We start from the raw sequence: 22,294 nt of genomic DNA, 5'->3' as shown, positions 1-22,294 counted from the left end.
AAAAGTCCACAATTTTAAAGGCTATAAACGCCTATTTCAAGCCATTCCTAGACATTTTCCAAAATCTCTTCAAATGTCATGGTTTTCTCCTTTGTCTTTGTTAACGATTGTCAGGTTAAGTAATTTTGTCAGTCCCAATGATCACAGGAAACTGCTTGACCTCTTTCATGATATTTTGCCACAAAAGAGGAGTTATTGCGACAATTATAGCATAAGGCTCTCATTTTTACCATTGGAGAGAAAATTAGTATGATTAGCCATTAAGTGTTCCTCGCTTTGCAACAAGTAGGTTTTAACACATCGAATCATGTAATAATTTATTATTACATTACTCATGAGGCTAGTTAAACCTGAAATAAGTGTTTTATAGGTAAGTACTAATTGTTACGGACGGATTTAACGGTGTGGATCAAATCATCCAACAAGCCTATCCAATAGCTAAATAGCAACGGTGTCTGGTTCACATTGGTCGTAATATCTCCAGTAAGGTTAAGCGAGTAGATAAGGCACCTATTCTGAATCAGTTCAAGCAGGTTTACCGTGCCACAAATTCACAGGAGGCTACTAAATTATTAGAGCAATTTGTCTCTGAATGGAGGCCTCGTTACAAAAAGGTCATGGCATCACTTGAAATGACTGAAAATCTCCTAACTTTCTATCAATTTCCACATCACATTTGGTCTAGTATTTACTCTACAAACTTGATTGAATCACTCAACAAAGAAATTCAGCAACAAAACAAGAAGCGGGTGGTTTTTCCAAATGAAGAAGCCTTAGAACGGTCACTTTTAAGCATTTTTGAGGACTATCATATTAAGTTTGGAGCTCGTATTCATAAAGGATTTGGAACATGTTTTGACACACTTGATAGCTTATTTGATTAATATTAAGCAACTCTACTCTTGGGTTTACACAAAATTATTGACAGTACACTTTTTTAGTATGGGATTAAATTTACTATAACCATGAATACTGCTGTATCTTAGCTATTTTTGATAAACAATGAAAAGACCAAGCAACAAGGCTTGATCTTTATTAGTCTTATCTATTAGCATCTTGTCAGCTATCGGGAGATTAATATACCTTCAGACAATCCACTTTCTAATTGTTTACTTAGGATTTCAGTCAATTTACCTTCTGATCCTCTACCGCCTGGCGGCATGTAATTAATGAAGTTTTTATTTCCTATTGGTTCAATAGTACAGGGATCTGATACCCGTGGAGTTGTCGGGGGTACAAAGGTAGCTGTCACTTCATGAGCATTCACTTCCCTGTTTGTTAATAAGAAGGTCATGATAACCATTACCGCTAAACCTATTATTTTATGTTTTGACATTATGATGTCCTTCCTTAAAATTTTTGTACTGCTTCGTACCTCTGTAGTATACCAAATTTTTTAATTAAATGTATCTTTTTTTATAAAAAAACAATAAAAATATCATTTAAGTCACACCTAAAAATATTATAACTTATAATAGCTGGCACTGCACCCATAAAATGAAACACAAGAATGGGCTTGGTATAATAAAGTAGACACAAAATTAAGTGGAAACGAGGAAAAGTCATTATGCCAAGAAAAACCTTTGATAAAGCCTTCAAACTCTCTGCTGTCAAACTCATCCTTGAGGAAGAGCAGTCTGTAAAAATGGTTAGTTCAACTTTAGAAATTCATCCCAATAGTCTTTATCGATGGGTTCAAGAATATGAAAAATATGGAGAAAGTGCGTTCCCAGGACACGGGAGCGCACTTCATCATGCTCAATTTGAGATAAAAAAACTTGAAAAAGAGAACAAACTGCTACAGGAGGAATTAGCTCTTCTAAAAAAGTTCCAGGTCTTCTTGAAGCCAAACCGGAAATAAAATTTCGGTTTCTGAAGGAAAATAGTGTTAGCTTGAATAGTCATCACGCCTGTCAAACTTTTCAAGTTTCCCGTTCAGGTTTCTATGCTTATTTAAAACGTCTTCCATCTTCAAGGCATGTTGAGAATGAAGCCTTGAAGGAAATGATTAAAGCCATTTTCTATGAACATAAAGAGCGTTACGGAAGTGTACGAATTACCCAAGAACTTTGTAGACGTGGCATGCATGTCAATCATAAACGTGTTGGTAGACTCCTTCATCAGTTAGGTTTCTATGCTAAAGAAAGTCGATATAACTATAAATACTATAACCGTCGATGTTCTTCATTAACTCGTCCCAATCTTGTTAATCAATGTTTCCAAGCGACTGGTAAGAATAAATTATGGCTAGGAGACTTAACCTATATCCCTACACAAGAAGGAATACTTTATTTATCTGTCTTTATAGACGTTTATAGTAGAAAGATTGTTGGTTGGGCAATTGGCCGACGTAAGCAAGACAAGTTGGTAACAGAGGCTTTCAATCAAGCTTATGATAGAGAAAAGCCTAAAGAAGGGGTAATCGTCCATACAGATCAGGGGTCTCAATATACCGGGGCACGATTTCAGGCCCTACTTAGACGGAAAAAATGTAAGTCCAGTATGAGTCGAAAAGGTAATCCATACGATAATGCACTCATGGAAGCCTTTTATAGAACATTAAAAAGAGAGCTTGTCAATAATGCTCATTTCGCAACTATTGAGCAAGCTCAGCTTGAGATTTTTAAATATATTGAGACTTACTATAACCCTAAACGTCTGCATTCAGCTTTAGGGTATCTCTCACCTGTAGAATTTGAAAAAATAGTTACTAATTAGCTTAACTTTAGGTCTATTTTTTCTTGACAAGTCCATCCGTCATGGACCTCTGCAACCGTGAAATTGTGGCTGATACTATCTCGGATTGTCAGGATACAGACTTCATCCTGGACACGGTCAATCAGCTATCTTGGCCTGAGGGAATACTTTTACACAGCGACCAAGGCTCGGTATATACCTCAAAGGCTTACTATCAAGTTTGTAACAAAAAAGGCATCATCCGCTCAATGTCTCGTAAGGGGACACCAGCAGATAATGCCTGTATCGAAAGGTTTCATTCTGTTCTAAAGACTGAAACCTGCTATCTCCATAACTGGAGACACTTAACCAAAGATAGTGTAACAGATATTGTCAAAAATGACATCACATTTTATAATGAAACTAGACTTCAACAGAGATTAAACGACCAGTCGCCTGTAGACTATAGAAAACTGGTCGCCTAAAAGTGTTTTTCTTCTGTCCCATTAATGGAGTGCAGTGTCGCTATATCAAAGGGTTTTAAATTCGTATTTCTCCATTTTCTTATCTCATATAATTGACCGCTCCAGATTTGGAGAATAGGAAGTTTTAGCACTGTTAAACGTAAAATACTAAGCTCTATTTGTAAAAGCTTAATTGACTAAATTTCCACAAACCTACTAATTTCAGCCATAACTACTGTGAAAACAATTACCTTGGCTACTATCCATAAGATGTTTTTTAGATTGCCCTCTAGTTTGTATGACATATTATTAGCAAAAAACACCCTTCATTTCATGTCAAGCAGATTAATGTCTTCCTTTTCATCATTATCAGTAATAGGTAGCTCGCAGATACTAGTAACTTCTTCTCTGACCATCAGACATGTTAAAACACCCTGAATCTTAGAGAATAGGTCTAACGTTCAGAGTGATTTTCATTGTTTAGATATTTTTCCCTTATCTGGTCAATCGAATTGACTTAAATCAAATGATGTGCCCTTTTGTTTATCTGGTAATAGCAAAGCGACAACTAAGCCAAGAAGCGTGGGTAACAACCATCCCATTGAAACAGCGTGAAAAGGCAGTAGTTCCACTAAATGTGTTAAGGTGTCTTGGTGAAATTGGCTAGCTAAGACCTCAATAAAGGAGACTAAGGTCACCAAACCAATGGTCAGAGACATTCCTTTTTTAGATAAGGGAACCCATTTGTTCATCAAAATAATCAGTACCATCACGATAACAATTGGGTAAAGGAGAGTCAGCACTGGAATAGAAAAAGTAATCACAGCATTCAAACCTAAATTAGCAATCAAAAAGCCAATAAAAGTAAAAACACTAGCAAAAAACGTGTATCTACCAAAACGGAAGCTTTTAGCAAAGAATTCAGAGACCGACACAATCAATCCAACCGTTGTGGTAAAACAAGTCAGAGTGACCATAACACTTAAGAAGAAGCGGCCAAAGGAACCAAATAAATGGTAAGAAGCTTGTGATAGCACGTAAGCTCCCTTATTAATATTAGGATCAGCCAAGACATCTGCTGGGACAGGAAACTTATTTCCCAAAAAGCCCAGACCGATATACAAGATACTAAAAGCGACGCTGGTGACAATGCCTACTACCCAAATAGGCGAGAGGTATTCTTTTTTACTTTGAAACCCAAATTTCTTAAGGGTTTCTGTAGCCACCAAACAAAAGGCAACAGCCGCCAGGGCATCGAGAGTATTATAACCAGCAAGAATACCAGTACCAAAAGCTTTTCCTGCATACTCAACACTTGTTTTTGCACTATCGTTATGGCCATAAACAGCAGCTCCTACTAGGACAAGTAATAAAATGAGCAGGGCAAATGCTGGTGTCAAGAGTTTACCTACACTATCTAAAATACCATTTGGTCGAATAGCAAGCAAATAGGCGGCCACAAAAAAACAAGCGGAAAAGAGCAATAAAGCGATAGGACTGTGCCCTACAATTGGGCTCAATCCAACCTCGAAAGAAACAGTTGCCGTTCTCGGAATAGCAAACAAGGGTCCAATAGTTAAATAAAGGATAACAAGGAATGTGAGCGAAAACCAGGGACTAAACTTTTGAGCCATTTCTGTCTTGTAGCCACCATTCGTCACAGTACCTAAAAGCAAGGTCAAAATAGCTAAACCAACACCTGATAAACAAAACCCTAGAATAGCTGGCCAAAAGTCTTGACCTGATGCCACTCCCAAAGCTGGTGGAAAAATGAGATTCCCTGCTCCGAAAAAAATGCCAAATAAAAGCAATCCTGTTAAAAAGCCTTTTTTTACCATAGGCGACCACTTATGCTAATCCCGTGACTAGCATCCTTTCCATAAATCATACTCTTTCAAATGAGTGTAGTAACCCTAATGATCAGTTATTAACGCTCTTCATTTGAATAGTTGGTTTTTATTATAACAAAATTTAGAAGAAATACCATAGTTTTTTCAAAATTTTCTAACTATTTCGACAGTTGTTTGTTTAAGGATAATCAGTGAGAGTAACTTCTGTTCTAATGCGATTTAAAAAAAGGCTAAAAGGAGCTGAGATCGCTCTCAAACTCCTTTACTTACTTTTCAATGCAGCTCCTCTAAATCATACAACTTTGACACTCATTGTTTGTGTCTGTAAGTCCATTTTTATCTACCATATCCAACTGGCTATCCTCGTCGTATTGTTCACTGCCTGCTAAAACTTCTTGTCTCACTCGAACATAATAAATTGAAGCACATTTTAGTTTAAAAGCTTGAATATAAGAACGGTTAAGATCACGTGTGGTAGCCTGATCAGTCATAAATAAAGTCAATGAAATGGCCTGATCCACATGTTTTTGAGCTGCTGCTACAATCTTAATAATGGGTTCTGGACCCATTTCATAAGCCCCACGTTCATAATAAGCATAATTTTCTTGATTAATCTGATAAGCCGGGACATAAATTCTACCTAAATTCCCCTCTTTACGCACTTCAACAGGAGCAACAACTGGCTGTAAACTTGGAGTGCAAGAAGATAAGTAACTGATTGACCCTGTCGGAGCAACGGCCAATAAATGTGCATTGGCTAAGCCATAGGTTTGAATATCCCTTACCAATGCCTTCCAATCAGCAACAGTTGGTAATTGGAAGCCATAACTTTTTAACAAGGCAGCAATCCGTTTTGTTTTAGGTTTGGCATCTTCTATCACATACTGCTTAAAGTAAGAACCATCGGCATAGGTCGATTGTTCAAAATCGGCAAAAGCCCCCTTTTCTTTAGCCAATTGACAAGAGGCTTTAAAAGCGTGATAGGCCATAGTATGGAAAAACAAATCTGTAAAGTCAACAGCTTCTTCTGAATCATAGTAAAGATGATTGGTTGCCAAAAAGCCATGTAAATTCATTGCTCCTAGGCCAACAGCGTGATTAGCTGCATTGCCTTTTTCAATAGAAGGGGCGCAAGACAAATCAGAAGCTCTTGATACTTGATCTAAAGCTCTGATACTTGTCGTGATTAGCTGGCTAAAGTGTTTGGCATCAGCCATGGCTTCAGCGATATTGATTGACCCCAGATTACAACAAATGTCTTCTCCAATGTCTTTGAAGCTCAAATCATCGTTGTAGGTACTTTCTGTACTCACTTGAGCAATTTCAGAACATAAATTTGACATGACAATCCGTCCTTTTTGAGCATGAGGATTACGCTGATTGACCGTATCATCAAACAAGAGGTAAGGGTATCCAGACTCAAAATGCAATTCTGCAATCAATTGGAAAAGTTTTCTAGCGCTGATATAGGTCTTTTTAATGGCTGGATTAGCTAGCAATTTGTTATATTCCTCTGTGATGGAAATGTCTGACATGTCCTTACCATAAACGCGTTTAATATCGTATGGCGAAAAGAGGGCCATTTCTTTGTTTTCTTTTGCCAATTGAAAGGTAATATCTGGAATAACTAACCCTAAGGCTAGTGACTTGATACGAATTTTCTCATCGGCATTTTCTCTTTTAGTATCCAAAAAGGTAAGAACTTCTGGGTGATGGGCATGTAGGTAAACGGCACCTGCACCTTGACGCTGTCCTAATTGGTTGGCGTAGGAAAAGGAATCTTCTAATAATTTCATGACAGGAACGATACCCGTTGCCTGATTTTCAATTCCTTTTATTGGTGCCCCAATTTCTCGAAGGTTGGTCAAGCATAAGGCCACCCCTCCTCCTCTCTTGGACAGTTGAAGACTGGTCCCTATTGCCCGTGAAATGGATTCCATATTATCTTCAATACGCAGAAGGTAGCAAGAGATATATTCTCCCCGTCGTTTTTTACCAGCATTTAAAAAAGTTGGTGTTGCTGGTTGAAATCGCCTGTGTAACATGTCCTTTATCAAATTAAATAGTAACGTTTGATCCCCATTTGCTAAAAAGAGAGCATTCATGACCACACGGTCTTCAACTGTTTCTAGATAATACTTGCCATCTAAAGTTTTTAAGGCATAAGATTGGTAAAATTTCATGGCTCCCATCAAGTTTAAAAAGCGATAGTCTTGTTGGTAGGCATATTGAAAGGCTTCCTTGATAACGTCATCAGGATAGGGATCAAAGATAGCTTGCTCATAATAACCTTCCTTAATGAGATAAGCTAGTTTCTCTTCTAAAGATGGAAACATCATTCGATTGGGAGAAATATGTTCATCTAGGTAGCGTTCAACAGCAATGGTATCGCTATCAAAATGGTAACTTCCGTCTGCTTTTTTAAATCGGGTTAAGGCATTGAATGAGAGATATGACTCATTGGGGTGTGACATGAGGTTGTCCTTTCTGTATTGTGTTCATCGGTCTGTTTTTAAGTTTCGAGTGTTTCTGATGTCGATAGCGGGCAAAAATCGACTGCACCTTTTTGACATCTGTAGCGGTCCCTAATAGCTCAAATTGGTGTAAAAGAGGCACTTGTAATTTTTGAGAAATGATAGGTCCTGCAATGGCAAAGGTATCTCCAAAATTGGTATTTCCAGAAGAAATCACTCCCTTACAATGCTTACGATTAGTAGGGTTATTGAGAAAATGAATGACTTGTTTAGGTACTGCTCCTTTAGCATCTGAACCGCCCGCAGCATAGGTTGGTACAATCAGTAGGTAATCAACACCTACCTCAACTGGGCTATCATCTATCGGGATACGTTGGGCGGGCAACCCTAATTTTTGCACGAAGCGATGGGTGTTATTGGACTTAGATGAAAAATAAACAATAATCAGCTCTGCCATCCCTTAAAACTCCCAATCGTCATCGGTGGTTTCTTCTGTTATGCCCATGACATAAGAAGAACCATTTCCTGAGAAAAAGTCATGATTTTCATCTGCACGCGCGGATAGCTGGGCAAAAACTTCTGGTGAAACGCGTGTTTCTTCTTCTGTAAATGGCGACTCGTATCCCAAATTTTGAAGAAACTTTCCAGCGTTATAGAGGCTGAAACGAATAGCGTCTTCTGCCAAATCAAAACCATCGTACAATTCTTTTAAATAAGCTTTTTCCAAATCAATCAATTCATAGAGCAAGTCAAACACAAATGTCTTCATCTCAGTCTGTTTTTCTGGACTAAGATCTGCTACTTTTTGTTGGTATTTATAGCCACTGTAATAATTGTGAATCACCTTATCCCGCAGAATAAGGCGAATGATGTCAGAGGTGTTTGGCATTTTCCCGCGGGCTGATAAGTAAAATGGAAGGTAAAAACCGCCGTACAATAAGAAACCTGGCATCATAGCTGCTGCCACTTTTGACTTTAACGGATCATTGCCAGTATAGTAGGGGATTAAGACACGCGCTCGTTCTTGTAGACTTTGAGTGGAAACCACCCATTCATGAGCTTCTTCAATTTGTTCGCTGCTGCAAAGAGTCGAAAAAATTGTCCCGTAAGACCGTGCGTGAATGGCAACCATAAAGGCAAAATTCGTGTAGATGACTTGCTCATGGTCTGTTTGTGAATGCTGAATTTGTGCCACATCTCCAACAGTTGCTTGCACCGTATCTAGCAGCGTTAAGCCAGTATAAGTTCTGGTGATTAATTGCTGCCAGTCCTCACCTAGAGACCGCCAAGAGGTTAGGTCATTAGAAACAGGGACTTTTTCAGGTAACCAAAAATTCTGGGTAACACGGTTCCAAACCTCCAAATCCTTGTCGTCATTGAGGTGGTTCCAGTTGACCGAACGCAACTGCTTTTTGGTCTTAGATAGGGCGTAATCAATTGGCGATTGAGATCGCTCATAGTAATGTTGAGTCATTCGTCTCCTTCAAGGCTTATATTTTCACAAGAGAAACTAGTGCCATTAAGCCTAAGATGTCACTAGGTGAGAGAAAGAACGTCACTGAGTTTTAAGTAGCACAAAAAGACTTGCATTTAAGCAGCGCTTTTCTATTGGTAAATGTTAGGTGCTTGATCATTCCTATTTAGAATGTTATCAACTGTCTTATTGAACAACTATCACTGTTCGTTTTTTTCTCGAAAAATTAAGCATACTTAATTTTTTATAAAACCATGATACCACAAGATATAGTGCTTTGCAATATTTTTATGACAATATATAGTAGCACAACTTCTCCAATACCGTCATACTGTAGTTGTAAAGCTTATGTAAAAAATAACAAACAAACGAACAGAATCATTTTTTAAGGGACAAAAGGTAATTCTAGAGTGACAAAACCAAGGTTTTTATATGTCTGTATGTATGCAAGACAAAAAGGCCGGGACAATCGTCCACGACCTTTTTCATGTTTTGGAATGCTTAAAATAGTTTCAGTTAGCAACTTCTGGAATTTAACCAATCACACTTCCATTTGGGACAGATGGATCAACGGTTAAAACCGTTAGCTGATTCCCATGCTCTGCTGATAGAATCATCCCTTGACTGATATATTTTTTCATCATTTTACGAGGTTTAAGGTTAGCAACAATTTGTAGTTTTTTGCCAACTAATTCTTGTTCGTTGGGATAGAATTTGGCAATACCTGACAAGATTTGACGGTCTTGCCCGTCCCCTGCATCTAATCTAAAGCGAAGCAATTTATCAGAACCTTCCACTTTTGATACTTCCTTAACTTCTGCCACACGGATTTCCACAGCGTCAAACGTTTCAAATTTGATGTCGTCTTTTTCAGATTTGAGCTCGACATCTTCAGGTACCCATTCTTTTTCTTGGAAAATAGCTGAGCTGCCACCCATTTGAGCTTTGATATAGTCGATTTCAGCTTCCATGTCAAGACGTGGGAAAATCGGTGTCCCTTTGGCAATAACCTTTGTGTTGGCAGGAAAAGCTGCTAGAGTAAGTGTTGATAAATCAGAAACAGGTTCCAAACCAAGTTGTGCCATGATAGCAGTTGATGTTTCCATCATAAATGGTTGAATCAAATGAGCAACCACACGCAAGCTGGCTGCCAAGTGTGCCATGACACTGGCCAATTGAGCTTTGTCTCCATCTTCTTTAGCTAGCACCCAAGGAGCTGTCTCATCAATGTATTTGTTGGTACGAGCAATGATAGTCCAAATGGCTTCTAAGGCGCGTGGGTAATCCACCGCTTCCATGTACTTATGATAGTCGGCCAACTGAGCATCGATCAACTGACTTAACTCAGTATCAAAGGCAGTCCCGTTGTCAACATAAGCTGGCACCGTGCCATCAAAATACTTGTTAATCATCGCAACGGTACGATTCAATAAATTACCAAGATCGTTGGCCAATTCATAGTTGATACGTCCCACATAATCTTCAGGGGTAAAGGTACCATCTGAACCCACTGGCAAAGAACGCATGAGGTAATAACGAAGAGAATCAAGTCCAAATCGCTCAACTAACATTTCTGGGTAAACCACATTGCCTTTTGATTTAGACATTTTACCGTCTTTCATAACAAACCAACCATGGGCAATTAAGCGTTCTGGCATTGGTAGATCAAGCATCATCAGCAAGATTGGCCAGTAGATACTGTGGAAACGCAAGATATCTTTTCCAACCATATGGAAAACCGTTCCATTCCAGAATTTGTCAAAGTTAGCATGGTCCATTTGACCATAACCAAGGGCTGTCGCATAGTTTAGGAGGGCATCAATCCACACATAAACCACATGTTTTGGGTTTGATGGAACAGGTACACCCCAAGTGAAGGTAGTACGACTGACTGCTAGATCTTCTAGACCTGGCTCAATAAAGTTTTTCAACATTTCATTCATACGACCATCTGGTTGGATAAAGTCAGGTTGCTCTTTAAAGAAGGCTACGAGACGGTCAGCGTATTTGCTAAGGCGTAGGAAGTAAGATTCTTCTGATACCCACTCTACTTGGTGACCCGAAGGAGCAATCCCTCCAATAACCTTACCGTCTTCATCTCTAAAAACTTCTTCTAGTTGGCTTTCAGTGAAGAATTCTTCATCAGAGACAGAATACCAACCAGAGTATTGACCAAGGTAAATGTCATCTTGCGCCAGTAATTTTTCAAAAACAGCAGCAACGACCTCTTCGTGGTAATCGTCAGTTGTCCGGATAAATTTATCATAAGAAATATCTAGCAATTGCCAAAGGTCTTTGACATCCTTTGCCATGTTATCAACATAGGTTTGAGAGCTAATGCCTGCTTCTGCTGCCTTGGTTTGAATCTTTTGCCCATGTTCATCAAGTCCTGTAAGATAGAAGACTTCATGTCCCATCAGGCGCTTGTAGCGCGCCAAAACATCACAGGCAATGGTGGTGTAGGCAGAACCGATGTGTAATTTACCAGATGGGTAATAGATGGGGGTCGTAATGTAAAATGGTTTTTTCATCATAGTTTCCTTTCAAAATCATACTCAAATGAAAGTAGAATTGAGATATATCGTATCAGACCTCGTGGTTTTCTGTTGAAACACCGTTTATCAAGGCAAATGAAACCTTCTTTATCAGTCTCCTGTTAAGAAAAGGTTAGCTGAAAACAAACAGCCATTAATGGTTTATTATATCATATTTTAGAGACGAGCAAAACCTACCTTTCTAAGGAAAAGCTGTCATCTCTCCAAAGATAGAGGCTTTAGATCAATTGATATGACCTAGGCTTAAGCCCTTTTAATGGGTTTGATTTTCGTTTGAATATGGTAGAATTCCTGAGCCAATAAATAATTGACATATAGCAGCGGAATCAAGATAGGTGTGAGAGCATATTCATCATAAGTTAGGGACAAGATGGTGGAGCAAACCACTCCGCAGGTAAAGGCTAAAATCACAATCAAGGTGTTGCGGCCAATATGGGTAATCTCTTGATTCTTTTCATAAATTCCCTTGGTCAATAAATAGGCGGCATTTTTGATATTTCCTGTCATCATGACATTAGCATAGCTAGCCCCTCGTAAAGTCCTAAAGGTGTCCACTTGAATAGAGGCAAAAAAAGCCAAGGCTGCCACCGTAAAATTGGAAGGGAGAAAAGGCGTGAATAAGGCTGTTCCAAAAGCAATCCCTGTTAAGATAAAGCTTGATAACAAGTACCAGTGCAATTCTTTTTGTTGTGCCCAACGATGCATGAAGTAGGTAAAAGACTGCCCAAGCATAAAAACGAGCATCGGAAGTAAAAATTGTAGCGCCTCTTCCAGTTGCTTTTCTGACAAACGGATAGCAAAAGATAACAGATTCCCTGTTTGCACACCAGCAAAACGTTTGCCTTGGGTCATATAGGTAAAGGCATTGACATAGCCACTGATAAAACAGAGCATCATGGCACATCGCAACCCCTCATAAACTTGATATTTTTTTCGTTTCTTTCTCGACATAATTGCCCTTTTAATCTCCTTTTCTAACCTCACATTGCAAAAGAAAAAATACTGAAGAACAGTATTTTGCTCGCTTTAAGGAGAGTTTACTACCTTTCTCGGTAAACACATCACTAGGTACTCAATTCTTAACAAAGGTGATGACCCTCCAAATGATAAGCTTAGTATAGCACATAAAGCTTGTTAAATCAAGCTTATCGACTACTTCCTCATCACCTTTACTTCCCTATTCTGACATAAAAAACACCCCTGGACTTGTCAAGAAAAAATAGACCTAAAGTTAAGCTAATTAGTAACTATTTTTTCAAATTCTACAGGTGAGAGATACCCTAAAGCTGAATGCAGACGTTTAGGGTTATAGTAAGTCTCAATATATTTAAAAATCTCAAGCTGAGCTTGCTCAATAGTTGCGAAATGAGCATTATTGACAAGCTCTCTTTTTAATGTTCTATAAAAGGCTTCCATGAGTGCATTATCGTATGGATTACCTTTTCGACTCATACTGGACTTACATTTTTTCCGTCTAAGTAGGGCCTGAAATCGTGCCCCGGTATATTGAGACCCCTGATCTGTATGGACGATTACCCCTTCTTTAGGCTTTTCTCTATCATAAGCTTGATTGAAAGCCTCTGTTACCAACTTGTCTTGCTTACGTCGGCCAATTGCCCAACCAACAATCTTTCTACTATAAACGTCTATAAAGACAGATAAATAAAGTATTCTTTCTTGTGTAGGGATATAGGTTAAGTCTCCTAGCCATAATTTATTCTTACCAGTCGCTTGGAAACATTGATTAACAAGATTGGGACGAGTTAATGAAGAACATCGACGGTTATAGTATTTATAGTTATATGACTTCCTTTAGCATAGAGACCTAACTGATGAAGGAGTCTACCAACACGTTTATGATTGACATGCATGCCACGTCTACAAAGTTCTTGGGTAATTCGTACACTTCCGTAACGCTCTTTATGTTCATAGAAAATGGCTTTAATCATTTCCTTCAAAGCTTCATTCTCAACATGCCTTGAAGATGGACGACGTTTTAAATAAGCATAGAAACCTGAACGGGAAACTTGAAGAGTTTGATAGGCGTGATGAATAGTCAAGCTAACACTATTTTCCTTCAGAAACCGAAATTTTATTTCCGGTTTGGCTTCAAGAAGACCTGGAACTTTTTTAGAAGAGCTAATTCCTTCTGTAGCAGTTTATTCTCTTTTTCAAGTTTTTTTATCTCAAATTGAGCATGATGAAGTGCGCTCCCGTATCCTGGGAACGCACTTTCTCCATATTTTTCATATTCTTGAACCCATCGATAAAGACTATTGGGATGAATTTCTAAAGTTGAACTAACCATTTTTACAGACTGCTCTTCCTCAAGGATGAGTTTGACAGCAGAGAGTTTGAAGGCTTTATCAAAGGTTTTTCTTGGCATAATGACTTTTCCTCGTTTCCACTTAATTTTGTGTCTACTTTATTATACCAAGTCCACCCCTAAAAGTTAGATTTGTTGTCTAACTTTTGGGGTGCAGTTCAATCATCTGCTTTTTTGATTGTCTCTCCTATGGTTGGTGTTCATTTGGTTCCACTATGGTAAATCCTTTAAGAAAATGATCATCTATCAATTCTGCTTCGAAGTAATCGCCAACTTTTAAGAAGGGCAAAAGATCTGTCGTCTCACTACTTGCTTTGACTTTATACACACTGCCATCAGAAGCAAGGTAATAAACGGTTGTTCCTGAAATGATTTGGCTGGCTAATTGTTCAACCTGTCCCGAAACCATCTTAGCTTTTTTCTTAGAGACAGTGGCTGAGGACAAGGAGCTAGTATCACGATCCGTAAACTGAGCGATGAGGGTCTGAATGTCATTATTGACGGTAACTTGCTGGTAATCTTCAGCATCTACAAGGGCATAGGACTTAACGAGACCTGCCTCGTCTTTTAATGAAATCAAATAATAGGCTTTGTCGTTCAGTTTAACAAGCGTCGGTGCAGTTGCCGAATAGTTTTTCTCTTGCACTTCTCCTTCTGCAGATTTCATGGCAGAGCGTTCAGTGGCCGAAGCCAACTTGTAATTGGCAATTTCTCTTGTCCGCATATTAACCAAGATAAAGCCAAGATTTGACGAATCGGCCGTTGCGGATGTAATACCTGTGTAGAGGTAAATGTCAGAACCAATGGTTATGTAATTGTAACTATCAGTCGTTTGTTTGACGCCTGTTTGACTAAAGACGGTATTCCAGTAGCCATTTTGATAGGTGTAATAATCATTGACCCTTTCTAACACATTGTCAGAAGAGTAAACACGGTCTACCCATCTAGGTACTGATTTCAAGTGATAGTATTTAGACTTCCCACTAACAGCATCCAATAAGATGACTCCTGTTGGGTCTTGTGAGGATAAGCCAAATTTTGGTGCATAAGTTGTTGCGACATAATAAGGATTGCCGTTATCGTCTACCTCAAAAGATGGATCAGCAAAAATGGTCATTGGGTATTGGAAACGCAAATGCCTCATGGTGTCACGCAAGAGATATTCTGAACGAGAATACTTCATGGCCTTGTTTAATTTGACTAGCTCTGCTTTACCTGTAGTCTGATTAACCTTGACATAGTAATCAATTCCCTCTTGACGGTTGGTCACCCATTTCCAAAAAGACTTGTATTCCAGAGGTGAGACGCGGTAAGGGCGCTTACCGATAGTGATCTGACGGTATTCGTCTGAAATACCAAACTGAGAAACTTTATCAATGGTTCCTAAATAAGTATCGCCAATTTTTTCGGCAGAATCACGGTCCAATAAAGCTAGCGCTGATAAATCCGTTTCTGGAAAATCCTTGTTGAAGTCGGCGTTTTTAACCTCAATAACCTGGGCATAAGACTTGGCACGAAAGAGTTTTGTGTTAAACACTGTAATCAATGAGAGAAGCCCTACAAGCGTTACAATGACTAAGGTCAGCCACTTCACCGAACCCGTTAAGGAATGCTTGGAAAAACTGCCCGTGACATCTTTACGACCAAGCCTTTGTTTAAAGGAACGGGTTACCGTCTTTGTTATGTCAAAGGCTGATAGGATAACCAAAGTAATTAATAATAAAATCAGACCAAAAATCACAAAAGACCAGAAAGCTAAACTCCATATATTTAAAGCTGGCAAGTAAATCCAGTAACATGCTGCTAGCAAGAGAAAGTCTAGCCCAAATAATATCAGCGATAGCCTTTTTTTCATCATAATAATCTCCTAACCAAATAAAACCCTTAATCTAAAAGCTTTTCTTTATTGTATTTTATCATATTTCACCTTAAAAAATGTTAAGAAACCTTAAAAATCAAAGAAGGAATGGCTTTTTACCACTCCCTCTTCAACTTTTCTTCGTCTGTTAGATACTTGCCTTCAATTTAAACAAAAGTACTGGTTTTTTAGTTTTAAACCTTCAGAAAATGTTAATCTATCTTTTTACGGCTAGACAGAGCGGCTAAGATAATCAGTAAGAAGCCAAGTATACTCCATTTCACCAGTGCCTTATCACCTGTTGTTGGTAATTGAACTACCGCTTCTGACTTTTTCTGATTTTGTGAAGAGCTTACCATCGTCGGTACCGCAGAACTCTCTGTGTTCGTCTCAACTGAGGTAAGCCCCTGTTGATGATTATCTGAGACAAGCAACTGCTCACTTGCATCCTTCACTAGGCGTAAGACTAACTCATAAACTTCATTTTGTTTAACCTGCACCCATGTCTCTCCCTCAATACGATAACCTTTTGGCAGGGTTACCACAAGTTGGTAACTGCCATCTCTAACTGTTTTTCCATAAGCCTTTGGAACATATAGAGATTGGTTGAGAGGAATCAAATGGCCTTGAGGCGTTTTAAGACTAACCTGACTGCCTTCTGGTAACAAGCGATCAAAATGAACCGTCACTTGAGAAGAATCCATTTTGGCCATTGCAAAGGCAATGTGTTGGAAAGGGTTATCTTCCGTTAAGGTAAAGCTAACTACCTTGTCAGATTGCAGCTCAACAAGATTAGTGTCATAAGTCAACAGTTCAACCGTATATTGTCCAAATGGTAATATCAGGCTGTTAGCTGAGTGGTTGAAATAATCCAAAGTCTCAATCGGTTTACCGGCTGCATCACGGACAAGGTAGGTAAAACTAATCGGGTATTTTCCTTCTAGAGCATTTACATCTAGCGCTAAACTTAAGACCCCTTTTCCTTGACCAACCGCTCTTAGATTCTGCAGCGTCGTAAAAGCAATATTACCAGACTTATCTTCCACAAGGTAATAATAATCTCCTAGAGATACGCCCTCTACTGTTGAAATGGTATAAGAACCATCTTCATTTTGAGGAATCTGAACCTTGTTATCACTAACAGTAACAGAATGTTGAGACTCGGTCACATCAAATGGTCGACCATTTTTCTTAGTGAGATAGAACACCTCGACACGAGCGATTCCTGTGCTACTAATCGCCTGTGGCTGCCCTGGAGTGAAGAATTCAACATCATCATCCTTACAGAAACTCCCTTGCGTCAGGATTGGTTTGTTATGATTCACTGATACTTTGAAGATCTCCTCCTGCGCATGATTATTGTCATCATGATAGGTGATAACGTATTGGTAACTGCCTGATAGAATTTTCTCACCTCCAGCAGTGATTCCACGCCAAGCAGTACTTTCAATATCTGATAGGTCTCCACCTGGTTGACTGAACCAAATAGGCGTTAAACGTTGTTGATCTTCTGCAGCAAAAACCGTGACCTGTAAGTTATTATAGGTCTTGTTTGGCAATCCTTTGAAAGCTACAAAGTCTTTATTACCATCGTCATTTGGTGAAATAAAGAAGTCTTGATTTAATGTCACCAATTGACTGTGAGGACGATTGCGGTGGCTGACGGCTAGCTGAGCTTGGTTGGTAACCAATCCGGTATCAGTTGCTACCATGTCAAGATTATCCTCGTAACCAACTTTTTTCTGATAATTGCCATCTGTCAGTGTCAGAGGCACCAAGTCATTGCCGATAGTTTTTGGCAAATGATCCCCTAATTTAGCAATGGCAATGTTACCTGCAAAGTCTTCCACCATATAATAAAAGTTACCTAGCTCTGCCTTATCAAGCGGCAAGATGAAACTACCATCTGCTTGACGAGCCACAAATTGTTTATTGTCTGCTACAGAAACATATTTGTAACCATTATTAATGCTAATGGTGTAAGGTTTGTTATCTTTAGTTTCCAGGTAAAAGACACTATCTCTTAGAACACCTGACGGACCAAGATCTTCTATGGCCGTTGGACTGAATTGATTGGTCCTCGGATCAAATGTTGCCTGATTTAAAAGAGGTTTTTGACGATCTAAAATTAACTCAAACGTCATTTCCTGACGCTTGGCACCAACTACGTCTGGGTAATAAGATACCACATAATGGTAATGACCATCCGGTAAATCAGCACCTGTTGAAGATTTGCCAGAAAATTCTGTTTCTAATAGGGTCGTTGATTTCGCAAAACGAATATCACTATTAAAATTTTTGTCCCCTTTAAAACTTTTCAAGCTAACCCAAAGAGGAGATTGATGTTCCTTGTCACTGGCTTGATAAACACTGACTCTTAGACCTTGGTATTTCCGTAAAAAGACTGCTGTAAAAGCAGCAAAATCTTGATGATTATCTCCATTTGGTGAAATCGCTAAGACAGGCTGTCCTTGATTGTTTCGACCTAAGATGAATTTACCATCTTGATTTCTAAATGTTCCAAGAGTATGCAAGCCATTATCTGAGATAGTCGCTATCGAGACATTAGTATCTGTTCCTAATGTCACTAAGCCGGTGAAATGTTTGCCAACATAGATATCATCTTTAGGGCCTGACTCATCAAAATAAAAGCCTTTTTCTCCTTTAGCTTTTAGTTGGTAAATTGATTCTTCGACGACCGCAAGGTTTTCAAACTTGCCTTTAAATCCTACAAAAGGAATCGTAACCTGGTTGTTTTGTTGATTGTTACTATCCACAAAACGCACAAATCCTTCTAAATAATAACCGTTTGGCATTTGCTGACTTAGCTCTTCCGTGAAAGCTGACGCATCCAGAGTGATAGTGATTGTTTTTTGACCATTAGCAGGAACTTCAATGACTTCACCCGGATAGGTTTTTAGCAAGCGAGAGGTCAAGGTAAATCGCCCTTCTTCAGGATTAACCTTATCTGTTAACAGCTCTGTCTCATAACGCAAGCTTTTAGCTTCTTGAGATAAATTATGAACAGTTACCTCAAATGAAAAACTATCTGTGACATTTCCCAAAGAAATGCTGCCATAGTTATTTTTTCCTGTTAGATAAAGGCCACTGCTTACTGCCGCTTCAAGGTTTAGTAACCCAGCTCCTTGCTGACGTGGGGAGGTTGTAACATTTGTCGCTGGGTTCACATGGACCTGAGCATTACTCATCATGATATTTTTAACCAAATCTGCTACTTGGTCTTTTGGCAGATCAGGCTTGATTTGCTCAAGATATTGTTTAATCAATAGGCTAGCTCCTGCAATTTGAGGAGCAGCCATACTAGTCCCCGTTTGGCTACCATAGTGATTATCATTATAAGTTGAGTAAATATCCCCACCAGGTGCTGTTACATCAGGTTTCAAATAACCATCCGAAGTCAGTCCCCAGTTTGAAAAATGATTCATCTCATTTCCCTTTTGACTAGGCGCTTTTGATAGGCTGCTATCAAACATTAAATTTCCTGTCCCATTACCATTTAAGGTTGACATAGCCTTACCAAATTCATGAGAAATAAAGGCAAGTGGAAGTACCATTCCAGCCGAGCTCAAACGTACTAAACGATTGGCTTGACCAGGGACATTATTAAACATGACAACACCAATAGCGCCATGGGCTTTGGCTTGTGCAATCATGTCATCATAGGTTTTCTCTGGATTACGTTCAATTAAAACGATTTTATCTTTAACATCCTTAGCTGTGTAACCCGCTTCTGTTAATTGCTCAATATACACAAACGGATAGGACAAGTCATAACCAAGGCTATTTTTGATATCTTTAAAATCAACAGATTCTGCATAAATCGCTTTACCATTGTTAAGATCAGCTCGATCCTGTAACCCTTCAACGGTCATTAAGCGTTCAATGACCCATTTGTTATTAATGGCCGCTACAGACGTTGGCGTACGACCTGTCGACGGAGAGCCCACTAAGCCATAATCAGGATTAGTCACAAACGGATCATCGTGATCAGAACCAAACACGCGCTCATTTCCTGCCGCAACTACCACAGATACACCTGCTTGTTTTGCCTTTTCAATAGCCTCCATAAGAGCTCGGTTACCACTAAGTTGGGAACCGTTGGCAGATCCAAGGCTAAGGTTAATGACATCAGCTCCTAAAGCCACTGCGTCTTCAATAGCCTTAATAAAGAGAGAGTCCCCTGTTCCCATGACATCATTTGCAAAAACACGCATGAACATGACCTGTGCTTCTGGAGCAATTCCTAAAAAGCGCTCTCCAGTAGCTGCTGCTTCGATGCCATTTCCTGCGGCAATCCCCGTAACGTGCATACCGTGTGATTCGCATTTGGTATCATCATCTATTTCTGGCCAGTCAATTTCAAGTGATCCCTGGATATCCTCTATCTTAATAACCGTTTCTTTTGGGGACTCAACCGCTTGTGGAAGATAATACTTGGATGACTTAACCTTTTGAACATCAACCTTTATATCAAGGCCTTCCAAATCTTCCTCTCCAAACAAATCAAACTTAACTTCTTTGACCTTGTCATTATTTTCCACATAATTATGAGCAAAGATCACTTTATCGGTTAACCACACGCCATACTGTATGCCCGCTGCTTTTTTACGCTCTTCCATAGCTTCCTTGGAAGTTACTTTTGCCGCAGACACATCGGTTAAACGCATAGCTTGATGATTAGCATCAATGCCAGTATCAATAATCGCAATCACCTTGCCTTGACCTTTGAATCCTCTATCCCAGGCTCCTTTTGTCTTAACCCAGTCATGAACATCCCTATTGACTGGAGGCAACTCCGAGGTCTGTTGAGTATCTGTTGCCTCACCGCCCTTATTGGTTCTATTATCTTCTTGTGTGGCTGATTCTATTGGTGGTTGGGCACCTTTACCAACTTCAACTCCAACCTCCCCTGCCATGTCTGAATCCTTTGTTATAGGTACGGCTAAAACTGGCGATTCTTTAGCCTGATGCTCTTGCGCTGGCAACTGAGTGACACCTACATTATCCGTTAGGCTGCTAGTTGTTACCTCCTCTGCTGATACGCTACTTGTTGCAAGGAATAACAGACTTCCAATTAAAACTGAAACCGTTCCTAATTTGTGTTTTCGAAGGGAAAAACATTGTTTCTTCTCCACTTAACTTCCTCCTAAATTGGACTAAAATGAAGCTATTTTTAAATTAATCAATAACTCATTTTATATTAATAATATTTGAGTATTTAACCATATTTTTCCAATAAAATCAATCCCAAATAGTAATAATGTAAGAAGTTTTGCTTTTTAATATTTTAATAAAAAAGAAAAGTCAAGAAGCTTAACGAGAAAAAGTCACAGTGATAAGTCAAACATAAAAAACCTTTGCTCCCTATCTCAGGGTAACAAAGGTTATTCCTTGTTTGCTAATCTATTGCTTAGTCTAAGCGAAGGGCATTCTGATCGAACGGAATAGAAGAATCGTATGGATTGTGACGTAAAGTGAAGTTTCTGATGTCTTCAACAGTTTGAGTTCCAGCAAGCTGCATAACCATCTTCAATTCATCATTTAATTTTTCGAAGACTTGGCGTGTGCCGATGCTTCCGCCCATTGCTAAACCATAGATAATTGGACGACCAAGGGCAACAAGATCCGCTCCTGAAGCGATCGCTTTAAAGACATGCTGACCACGACGAACACCAGAGTCAAAGACAATTGGAACACGTTTATCAACAGTTTCTGCCACTTCTTGTAAAGAATCAAAGGCAGCTGGTCCACCATCTAACTGTCGACCACCATGGTTAGTTACCCAAATACCAGAAGCTCCAGCATCCAAGGCACGCAAGGTATCTTCGGCACATTGAGGACCTTTCACATACACTGGTAACCCTGAATATTGGGCAATATATTCCACATCCTTTGGAGAGAGGGCTTGTTTAGCTGATTTGTAAACATAGTCCATCGTCTTACCAGCTCCGTCAGGAAGGTATTCTTGAACAATCGGCATACCAACTGGGAAGACAAAACCATTACGTTTATCAACTTCTCGGTTTCCTCCAACTGTCGCATCCACCGTTAAAACAATTGATTTAACCCCTTGTTCTTTTAGACGATCCATAATATGGCGGTTAATGCCGTCGTCTTTACTGTAATAGAATTGGAACCAGTGAGGCGCTCCGTTCAGAGCAGTTGTGATTTCAGGCAAGTCAGTGGTTGAGTATGAACTGGTTGTATAAATCGTTCCAAACTCACTCACACCTTTAGCTGAAGCCACCTCTCCTTGTTCATTAGCTAATTTATGGGCAGCTACTGGTGCCATAATAATTGGAGAACTTAAACGATCACCATCAAATGTAATCTCAGTGCTTGGGTTATCCACACCTTTCAAACCATGAGGGACAATTAATTTGTGGTTAAAAGAACGAATATTTTCGTGGAGGGTAAAGGTATCACCAGCACCACTTGCAATATATCCAAAAGCTCCTTTAGGGATGACCTGCTGAGCCATCTTTTCTAAATCGAAAACGTTAATAAAATCAACGTTTCCTTCAGCGCTACTCGTTTTAAAATCCATAACGAAGTCAGTAGTTTCTTCTGTAACGACTGTTTTTTGTGCCATTTAT

11 protein-coding genes and 3 pseudogenes are annotated in these 22,294 nt (G+C 39.2%); 3 read left to right on the top strand and 11 right to left on the bottom strand.

Annotated features, from left to right (window positions below; translation table 11 throughout):
- Positions 1-377 precede the first annotated feature (377 nt).
- Positions 378-884: pseudogene (locus tag DYD17_RS02560) on the top strand (transposase); the annotation flags it as partial.
- 179 nt (positions 885-1,063) lie between these two features.
- On the opposite strand, the gene DYD17_RS02555 reads toward DYD17_RS02560, so the two are convergent.
- On the bottom strand, positions 1,064-1,336 hold the full coding sequence (locus DYD17_RS02555; protein ID WP_115252654.1) for a hypothetical protein: 273 nt from the start codon (positions 1,334-1,336) through the stop codon (positions 1,064-1,066).
- A 231-nt stretch (positions 1,337-1,567) separates the two neighbouring features.
- Here DYD17_RS02555 and DYD17_RS02545 point away from each other — a divergent pair.
- Both DYD17_RS02545 and DYD17_RS02540 read left to right on the top strand, forming a co-directional pair.
- A protein-coding gene (locus DYD17_RS02545; protein ID WP_115276329.1) for an IS3 family transposase occupies positions 1,568-2,718 on the top strand; the annotation gives its coding sequence in 2 pieces (ribosomal slippage) (positions 1,568-1,820 and positions 1,820-2,718; 1,152 coding nt in all).
- A 35-nt stretch (positions 2,719-2,753) separates the two neighbouring features.
- Positions 2,754-3,161, top strand: a pseudogene (locus DYD17_RS02540) (DDE-type integrase/transposase/recombinase); the annotation flags it as partial.
- Between the two features lie 482 nt (positions 3,162-3,643).
- Here DYD17_RS02540 and brnQ read toward each other — a convergent pair.
- The 10 genes and pseudogenes from brnQ to lctO form a co-directional block, all read right to left on the bottom strand.
- Positions 3,644-4,978, bottom strand: a complete 1,335-nt coding sequence (gene brnQ / locus DYD17_RS02535; protein WP_115276327.1) for a branched-chain amino acid transport system II carrier protein — start codon at positions 4,976-4,978, stop codon at positions 3,644-3,646.
- Between the two features lie 299 nt (positions 4,979-5,277).
- Positions 5,278-7,464 (bottom strand): class 1b ribonucleoside-diphosphate reductase subunit alpha, encoded by a 2,187-nt coding sequence (nrdE, locus tag DYD17_RS02530; RefSeq protein ID WP_115252651.1) that lies wholly within the window; start codon positions 7,462-7,464, stop codon positions 5,278-5,280.
- Positions 7,448-7,921 carry a class Ib ribonucleoside-diphosphate reductase assembly flavoprotein NrdI gene (gene nrdI / locus DYD17_RS02525; protein WP_115252650.1) on the bottom strand — a complete coding sequence of 158 codons (474 nt, stop codon included), beginning with the start codon at positions 7,919-7,921 and terminating at the stop codon, positions 7,448-7,450. Before nrdI ends, nrdE begins: the two co-directional genes overlap by 17 nt.
- A gap of 3 nt (positions 7,922-7,924) precedes the next feature.
- Positions 7,925-8,938, bottom strand: a complete 1,014-nt coding sequence (gene nrdF / locus DYD17_RS02520; protein ID WP_115252649.1) for a class 1b ribonucleoside-diphosphate reductase subunit beta — start codon at positions 8,936-8,938, stop codon at positions 7,925-7,927.
- 533 nt (positions 8,939-9,471) lie between these two features.
- Positions 9,472-11,469: a methionine--tRNA ligase gene (gene metG / locus DYD17_RS02515; RefSeq protein WP_174221688.1), complete on the bottom strand. Its 1,998-nt coding sequence runs from the start codon at positions 11,467-11,469 to the stop codon at positions 9,472-9,474.
- A gap of 267 nt (positions 11,470-11,736) precedes the next feature.
- Complete coding sequence (locus DYD17_RS02510) at positions 11,737-12,444, bottom strand: YoaK family protein (RefSeq protein WP_115252647.1); 708 nt, start codon at positions 12,442-12,444, stop codon at positions 11,737-11,739.
- Between the two features lie 285 nt (positions 12,445-12,729).
- Positions 12,730-13,879, bottom strand: a pseudogene (locus DYD17_RS02505) (IS3 family transposase).
- Between the two features lie 127 nt (positions 13,880-14,006).
- Positions 14,007-15,677 (bottom strand): hypothetical protein, encoded by a 1,671-nt coding sequence (locus DYD17_RS02495; RefSeq protein ID WP_115252645.1) that lies wholly within the window; start codon positions 15,675-15,677, stop codon positions 14,007-14,009.
- A 212-nt stretch (positions 15,678-15,889) separates the two neighbouring features.
- Positions 15,890-20,833 carry a S8 family serine peptidase gene (locus DYD17_RS02490; RefSeq protein ID WP_115252644.1) on the bottom strand — a complete coding sequence of 1,648 codons (4,944 nt, stop codon included), beginning with the start codon at positions 20,831-20,833 and terminating at the stop codon, positions 15,890-15,892.
- A 275-nt stretch (positions 20,834-21,108) separates the two neighbouring features.
- Positions 21,109-22,290 carry an L-lactate oxidase gene (gene lctO, locus DYD17_RS02485; protein WP_003049827.1) on the bottom strand — a complete coding sequence of 394 codons (1,182 nt, stop codon included), beginning with the start codon at positions 22,288-22,290 and terminating at the stop codon, positions 21,109-21,111.
- Between the last annotated feature and the right edge of the window lie 4 nt (positions 22,291-22,294).

Source organism: Streptococcus dysgalactiae subsp. dysgalactiae (assembly GCF_900459225.1).
Lineage (GTDB): Bacteria > Bacillota > Bacilli > Lactobacillales > Streptococcaceae > Streptococcus > Streptococcus dysgalactiae.
The sequence above is the reverse complement of the archived record's forward strand: the minus strand, read 5'-3'. Positions and strand labels throughout refer to the sequence as shown.

Coding starts and splice junctions, on each gene's coding strand:
- DYD17_RS02555 (WP_115252654.1), bottom strand. CDS start 1,336: ATGTCAAAACATAAAATAATAGGTTTAGCGGTAATGGTTATCATGACC.
- brnQ (WP_115276327.1), bottom strand. CDS start 4,978: ATGGTAAAAAAAGGCTTTTTAACAGGATTGCTTTTATTTGGCATTTTT.
- nrdE (WP_115252651.1), bottom strand. CDS start 7,464: ATGTCACACCCCAATGAGTCATATCTCTCATTCAATGCCTTAACCCGA.
- nrdI (WP_115252650.1), bottom strand. CDS start 7,921: ATGGCAGAGCTGATTATTGTTTATTTTTCATCTAAGTCCAATAACACC.
- nrdF (WP_115252649.1), bottom strand. CDS start 8,938: ATGACTCAACATTACTATGAGCGATCTCAATCGCCAATTGATTACGCC.
- metG (WP_174221688.1), bottom strand. CDS start 11,469: ATGAAAAAACCATTTTACATTACGACCCCCATCTATTACCCATCTGGT.
- DYD17_RS02510 (WP_115252647.1), bottom strand. CDS start 12,444: ATGTCGAGAAAGAAACGAAAAAAATATCAAGTTTATGAGGGGTTGCGA.
- DYD17_RS02495 (WP_115252645.1), bottom strand. CDS start 15,677: ATGATGAAAAAAAGGCTATCGCTGATATTATTTGGGCTAGACTTTCTC.
- lctO (WP_003049827.1), bottom strand. CDS start 22,290: ATGGCACAAAAAACAGTCGTTACAGAAGAAACTACTGACTTCGTTATG.